The sequence below is a fragment of the Acidithiobacillus sp. TH-A36 genome (genome assembly GCF_057473445.1).
Genome location: NZ_JBYCKP010000040.1, coordinates 1 through 4272, shown reverse-complemented (window position 1 = coordinate 4272; position 4272 = coordinate 1). Strand labels below are relative to the sequence as shown.

Below are 4272 nucleotides of genomic sequence, written 5' to 3'. Positions count from 1 at the left end.
ATGATGGCGCTTTCGGGCTCTGGTCCAATAATGGTGACGCCCAGCCCTGGCTCACGGCTTTTGCCACAGAATTTCTCCTGCGCGCTCAAAAAGCCGGTGCAACGGTGCCGCAACCCACCATCGACCAGGCCCTGCACTGGCTGAGCAATGAGGTGGAAGAGGAAAACCATCCGGTATTTGATCGCATTTATGCAGTCTACGACCTGAGTCTGGCTGGGAAAGCGCCAGCAGGAGCCATCCGTATGCTGGCAAGACACATGGATCAACTCACCATGCCCTTGGCCCTGGCACAACTGGGCTCGGCATTGAACACCATTGGCGAACGCCATTTGGCCGGGCAGGCCTTGCAAAAAGCCATCAAAAGTCAGGGGCCCATTGGCGGCGACTGGTGGTGGGGACGCTCAGACTGGGATGCGGCCTTCGGTTCACCTTTACGGGATGCCTGGGCAGTACCGACCATCATTGCCCAGACCGGACTGATGCCCGATGCCATGGTCAAATTACGGCAGAATCTGCCCGGCGCAGGACTGGAACCCGATAGTCTGACGACCCAGGAACTCGCCTGGGCGCTTTACGCCGATGGCGTACTAGGCGGCAACAATCAACCAGTGCATGTGCAATGGGGTCAGCGAACCATCCAGCAGACTGGACCCGTTGTTCTGCCTCTGAGACAGGCAATCAACATCCGTAATCTTGGCAGCAAAGCCCTGACAGTAGCCCTCAGCACGACAGGCATCACCAGCAGCCCCCCTCCGGCTGCCGACCAGGGGATGACTGTCAGCCAGGCTTTTTATTCACTCTCGGGCAAGCCCTTGCAGCCTGACTCCCTGCCGCAGAACACCGTCTTCGTCGTCGTTCTGAAAGGGAGCATCAGCGATAATTTACCCCATCGTGCACTGCTCAACATGGGTCTGCCACCGGGCTGGGAACTGGCAGGCGACCTCTCGGCGGGCAAGGTGCATGGGCTGCCCTGGCTCAAAAACCTCAGCACTCCGGAAGCCACTGCGGCTACCGATGACCGCTACGAAGCCGCCTTCAAAATGGCCCCCAAAGACAGTCAGGCTTTCGACGGCGACGGGATACCCGATTTCAAGACGGCCATTTTGTTGCGCGCCGTCACTCCTGGGCATTATCTTCTGCCCGGCGTTACGCTAAGCGACATGTTTCACCCTTCCATCTTCGCCCGCAGCGCTGGGCGCAAGGTCAGCGTGACAGCACCGCCTGCCTCATGAACACCGCATGAGTGGGCGCAAGACGGACAGAATATTTGCGAGCATTTTGCGCGGGGGCCGACGCTGCCTCTGGCCTCGGGGCCGCTACGCCTGGTGGCGTCGCTGCGGACACTGGCTGCTGCTCAGCATCATTCTGGTGGCCGTCATTGCCTGGTTCATGCCGCCCGATACCCAGACGCTGAAGCAGGAGGGGCGCATCATTTACGACCGCCACGGCCACGTGTTGAGTATGTTTCTCAATCACCAACAGCAATGGGCGTTTGCCACGCCCGCAAAGCGGGTCAGTCCAGTCCTGATCCAGATGCTGATCGCCATTGAGGACCAAAATTTCGCCTGGGACCCCGGTGTTGACCCCTTCGCCATCCTCCGTGCTGCCGGACAGATGATCATGGCGGGGCACGTAGTTTCCGGTGCGTCTACCCTCACCATGCAGGTCACCCGCATGCTCCATCCGGCACCACGCACCCTGCCCGTCAAAATTGTGGAGGCCCTGCAGGCCATTTCGCTGTATGAACATTATTCCAAGTCTGCGGTGCTGGGCATGTGGCTGTCACTGGCTCCTGAGGGTGGCAACATTCAGGGTATCGAGGCGGCTGCGCATGCCTGGTTCAATCAGTCTCCACGCACCCTGGGTCCGGCACAAGCGGCTTTTCTGGTCATGATGGTGCGCAATCCCAATCGGCTGAATCCATTGACCCACCCTCGCGCGGCTCTTGCCACCCGCAATCAGATTCTGCGCGAAGCACAACGCCGGGGCATTATTTCGAAGGCAGCACTGGAGCGTGCTCTGGCAACTGCGCTGCCGCAACGGCTCTATCCCATGCCTCTGCTTTCTCCCCAGGTAGCCTCGACACTACCCAGCGGGACGCATAGCACAATTGATGCGCCCATGGATCGCGCGGTGGCCGACATCGCCCAACATGCCCTGCAGCAGATGGCCCCCTCGGAGAGCATCGCTATAGTGGTTGTCAGCCTCAAGACAAAAGGCATCCGTGCGATTTATAGTGGTGATTGGGGTAATGTCCAGCGCGATGGTTTTGTCGATATGACCCGTGCCATCCGCTCTCCGGGCTCCGCCCTCAAGCCTTTTTTATATGGCCTCGGCTTTGCAGCCGGAATCATCCGCCCAAGCACCAATGTAGCTGATTTTCCCAGCAATTTCGGCGCTTATGAACCTAATGATTATAATGACCGCTATATGGGGGTCGTCACCGCAACTACCGCATTACGACGCTCCCTGAATGTGCCGGCCGTAGATCTTATCGAAGCCTACGGCCCCCTGCGCTTTGCGGCACATCTGCGGGCTGCCGGTACGCCGTTGTTGCTCCCCTATGGCGCGGATCCCGCCCTGCCTCTGGCCCTGGGTGGTGCCGGGATTTCCATGCGCCGCTTACTGGCACTATACACAGGACTGGCTAACGATGGTGTCGTCGAACGCTTGCACCTGATTGCCGGTCAACATCGCCGCGCACGCCGTCTGTTATCTCCTTATGCAGCGGAAGATGTTACCGCCATCCTCAATCGTCCCTTCCCTTTTGGTGGTCCTGGTGGCATTGCCTGGAAAACCGGTACCAGCGCCGGAAATCGCGACGACTGGGCCATTGGATATAATCACCGCTACGCCGCAGCAGTCTGGATTGGCCAACCCAATGGCGCCGCCCTGCCCGGTGAAACAGCGCTCGCCGCCATCCCCATCCTCGCCAAGGTTTTCAGCATTCTGCCGGGGCAGCCGATTGATATCCATCCGACGACCCGTTCCCTGACCTTGCAACGCCAGCCCATGGGTACGCTTTTGGAAATTGCCTCCCCCGCACCGGGAAGCCAGCTGACAGTTGGTGAACCGGTCAGTATTCGCATCATTGGCGGAAATCGGCCCTTTCATTTTCTGCTGGACGGTCGTCCGCTCGCATCCAACCCGGCGTTACGCAGCGTGGACTGGACACCAGCGGTGGCCGGTTTTTATCAGCTCAGCGTTCTCGATGCCAGTGGCCAACTGGTCAAACGCGCCTTACGCGCAGTGCCACCCATAAGCGCGGCAAATGTGGAATGGGGTAATAACGTCCACTGAACGGATGTGGGTGAGTATGAGATGTTGCCTTACCCGCGTGCCGGCGGCTGGCTTTACCCGTTTCTGGAAGGGGTATCAAAACCGGCAGGAGGTATCCAGTATCCCGCTGGCGGAACGGTCTGGTGCGGTAATTCACCCGCTTCTGGTTCGCACTGCAGGTGTTAGGAAGATCGAATTATTCTATTATTCTATAATATATCTGCGGGTTAGATTTCGTAGTGGGGGGATGATGAAACCATCAGTAGCCTTGACCTCAAACAGTGCCGCAATCCGGCAAATAGTCGAATCTCACCACGCCAAAAATGCCCGGGTGCTTGGCTCCGTATTGAATGGTCAGGACACCGAAAGTAGCGATCTGGACATCCTCATCGAGCCAACGCCCAAAACAACCCTGATGGACGTGGCCAACATTCAGGTGGGCCTGGAAATCGTCTGGAAAACCATTCAAGCTGATCTACCGGAATTACACACACAACTCACCGAAATGAATAGGGATCTAGGCAGATAAAACTTCATTCCCACCCTATTTGGGGTGGATTCAGAATTATGATACCGAAAGTTTATCCTGGTCATCGGGGAGATATTATGCGTTCGTCTGAAATCTTGCGAAGGCATCGTGAAGAGGTCCTACAGATTATTGCAGCGCATCATGCCAACAACCCGCGTATTTTCGGTTCGGTTGCCAGAGGCGAGGACATTGAAGGTAGCGACATTATGACTCACAAACCGCGACTTGAGGATCTGCGCCTGGACGAAGCGATCGAGAGACTGCTGGGCCACTCAACCAAAAAATGACCAAACACTACCTGGATAAACATCAGGAATCATGGATTGTGACGGATATCGTCAGGCTATTCATGATAGTTTACCAAAAAGTTTTACTTATGGCCCATAAAAATTATATCATTATGATTCATATAGTAAAGTTGGTCGGGGCGAGAGGATTTGAACCTCCGACCACCTGAACCCCAT

At 56.8% G+C, this 4272-nt stretch carries 4 protein-coding genes; all 4 read left to right on the top strand.

All coding sequences use genetic code 11. The annotated features are described in order from the left end of the window. Positions 1–1232, top strand: a 1232-nt coding sequence (locus tag AC2VLY_RS00985; RefSeq protein WP_486891627.1) for an alpha-2-macroglobulin family protein, incomplete at its 5' end; no start/stop codon positions are given. Positions 1233–1239: 7 nt separating this feature from the next. Then, positions 1240–3300 (top strand): transglycosylase domain-containing protein, encoded by a 2061-nt coding sequence (locus AC2VLY_RS00980; RefSeq protein ID WP_486891628.1) that lies wholly within the window; start codon positions 1240–1242, stop codon positions 3298–3300. Between the two features lie 226 nt (positions 3301–3526). After that, entirely contained in the window at positions 3527–3808 is a 282-nt protein-coding gene (locus tag AC2VLY_RS00975; protein ID WP_486891629.1) for a nucleotidyltransferase family protein, read from the top strand. Positions 3809–3885: 77 nt separating this feature from the next. Continuing rightward, positions 3886–4095, top strand: coding sequence for a nucleotidyltransferase family protein (locus AC2VLY_RS00970; protein ID WP_486891630.1), 210 nt, complete (start codon positions 3886–3888; stop codon positions 4093–4095). Positions 4096–4272: the final 177 nt, after the last annotated feature.